Source organism: Oleiagrimonas sp. (assembly GCF_027858935.1).
GTDB lineage: Bacteria > Pseudomonadota > Gammaproteobacteria > Xanthomonadales > Rhodanobacteraceae > Oleiagrimonas.
In genome coordinates this window covers 1-2,717 of the sequence record NZ_JAQIBU010000051.1, presented here as the reverse complement: position 1 = coordinate 2,717, position 2,717 = coordinate 1, and the positions used below count along the sequence as shown (strand labels likewise).

General features: G+C 65.0%; 2 protein-coding genes and 1 pseudogene. All 3 read left to right on the top strand.

Annotated elements, in window-relative coordinates; all coding sequences use genetic code 11:
* Positions 1 to 869 (top strand): ATP-binding protein (locus PF446_RS01965; RefSeq protein WP_298069164.1); only part of this gene is annotated, 869 nt, incomplete at its 5' end.
* 30 nt (positions 870 to 899) lie between these two features.
* Positions 900 to 2,285, top strand: a complete 1,386-nt coding sequence (ntrC, locus tag PF446_RS01960) for a nitrogen regulation protein NR(I) (RefSeq protein ID WP_298069162.1) — start codon at positions 900 to 902, stop codon at positions 2,283 to 2,285.
* A gap of 172 nt (positions 2,286 to 2,457) precedes the next feature.
* Positions 2,458 to 2,717 (top strand): annotated as a pseudogene (locus PF446_RS01955) (GNAT family N-acetyltransferase); the annotation flags it as partial.

Genomic DNA, 2,717 nt, shown 5'->3' with positions numbered 1-2,717 from the left:
ATTTTTCCAGTCTGGTCGGCGAGCCGAGGTTTGCCGAACAGTGCGCTCGCGTATTCGCTGATCCGCAGCGCATGCGCATGCGCGCGGTGACCCTGCACACCCTGCGCGGCGAGACCTTTGGCGCCGACCTCGATTTGCAGGTTCACGATGCCGGGCACCTGCTTCTGGAGGTGCATGCGCTGGCCGACGCGTCCATGCATGCCACGCCGCTGTCAGCGACGCTGCGCGGTTTTGCCCACGAGGTGAAAAATCCACTCGCCGGTCTGCGCGGCGCGGCGCAATTGCTGCAGCGCCGGATCGACGACAGCGAGCTGGCGGCGCTGGCCGGGATGGTCATCAGCGAGGCCGACCGCCTGGCCACCCTTGCCGATCGTCTGCTGCATCACGGCGGCCGTCCCCAACTGGGCGAAATCGACCTGCACGTGTTGTTGGGTCGGGCCACTGCCGTCATGGATGGACAGGTGCAGGCGCCGCGCATCCTGCACGACTATGATCCGAGCCTGCCAGCTTGTACTGGAGATGCCGACCGCCTGCAACAGTTGATCCTCAACCTCATGCGCAATGCGGTCGAGGCCGGCGCGCAGCAGGTCACACTACGCACGCGTGTCGAGCATGGCCTGCGACTGGGTGAGCGCATGGAGCGCACCGCAATCCGCGTTGATGTGCTTGACGATGGTGGCGGCGTGCCGGACGAGTTGCGCGATAGTCTTTTCCAGCCCCTGGTCTCGGGTCGTCCCGACGGCACGGGCCTGGGACTGGCCCTGGCCCGCGAAACAGCCCACGAGCACGGTGGCGAATTGCGCTGCAACAGCCAACCCGGGTCCACGGTGTTTTCCCTGTTACTGCCATTGCGCGATACGCACGCATGATCACGCACATGCCCGGAGTAACTGCACGCCATGAATGCTGACATCTGGATTGCCGACGATGATCGCAATGTGCGCTTTGTGTTGGCCGCGGCGCTGCGGGATGCGGGCTACGCGGTGCGGGAATTCGGTAGCGGCGAGGCGGTGCTGGCAGCGCTGACCACAGCGCGTCCCATACTCCTGCTGACGGATGTGCGGATGCCCGGCGATGACGGTATCCATGTGTTGCAGCAGTTGCGTGAGGAGGTCGAGGTGCCGGTGATCGTGATGAGTGCCTACACCGACATCGCCACTACGGCAGCAGCCTATCGTGCGGGAGCGGCCGACTACCTGGCCAAGCCCTTCGACCTGGACCATGCCGTGGAGGCGGTGGGCCGGGTGTTGGCCGAGATGCCGGCCGGCGAGGCGCCCGCAATCGTGACAAGTGACGCGCTGTTGGGCGAAAGCACAGCCATGCGTGAAGTGTTCCGGCTGATCGGCCGGGTCGCCGCAAGCGATCTCAACGTGCTGATTACCGGTGAGACCGGGACCGGAAAGGAACTGGTCGCACGCGCCCTGCATGCGGAAAGCGCGCGGCGAGAGCGTCCGTTCGTCGCGTTGAATACCGCCGCCATTCCCGCCGAGTTGCTGGAAAGTGAACTGTTCGGCCACGAGGCCGGTGCCTTCACCGGCGCCTCGCGCCGGCATGCCGGACGATTCGAGCAGGCCGAAGGCGGCAGCCTGTTCCTGGACGAGATCGGCGACATGCCCGCATCATTGCAGACGCGTCTGTTGCGGGTGTTGGCCGAGGGCGAGTTCTACCGCGTCGGCGGCCGCGAACTGTTGCGTTGCGACGTGCGTATCATTGCCGCTACCCATCAGGACCTGGACACCCTGATCGAGGCGGGTCGCTTTCGCGCCGACCTCAAGCATCGCCTCGATGTGGTGCGCATTGCGTTGCCGGCGCTGCGCCAGAGGCGCGAGGACATTACCTTGCTGGCACGGCATTTCCTCGCTGCCGCGGTGCAGGAGCTGAAGGTGTCCCCCAAACACTTCTCGGCCGCGGCGTTGCGTGCGCTGGCGCGGCATGATTTCCCCGGAAATGTACGCGAGTTGGAAAACCTCTGTCGCCGCCTGGCGGTGATTGCTCCCGGCGTAGAGATCCGTCCGGCTGATCTTGGCCGAGGCCGCTCCGACACCCCGGCGGCTACGGGCGCGGGGTGGACCGAGGCCCTGCGCGCCTGGGCGGAGCAGGCCCTGGCCGAGGATGAGGCGGATATCCATGCGCGGGCTCGCGAGGCTCTGGATCAGACCTTGTTGGAGGCTTCCCTGACCGTACACGATAACCAGCGCGGCCGCGCCGCCGCAGCGCTGGGCGTGGGACGCAACACCCTGACGCGCAAGCTGGGCACAACACGCAGCGCAAAAAAGGGTGCGTGATGCATGCCCGTGTGCATGAATGCAAAGCGGGGTGGATCAAGAACCCAGGGGATCAATCGGTCCTGTCGGACTCCACGTACGCATGGATGCTCTTTTCGCGGCGGTTCCGGGCGATGCCATTGACCTTGAACCGCACCCCACGTCCCTTGTTTGCATGAGATAAGGTCTTGTCATGAGCGCAATCACCATCCGCCCCGCCACCCTTGCCGATCTGGATCATCTGGTCGAATGGAACGCTGCCATGGCCGCTGAGACCGAGGACAAGACACTCGATCCGGACGTACTGCGCAAGGGGGTGCAAGCTGTGCTGGACAACCCCGCACGAGGGTTCTACCTGGTCGCAGAGCGTGATGGACACGCCGTCGGCAGCCTGCTGGTCACCTACGAATGGAGCGACTGGCGAAACGGCAATTTCTTCTGGATCCAGAGTGT

What these genes read in the sequence shown, in the direction of transcription:
- ntrC (WP_298069162.1), top strand. Translation starts at nt 900, where the DNA reads ATGAATGCTGACATCTGGATTGCCGACGATGATCGCAATGTGCGCTTT.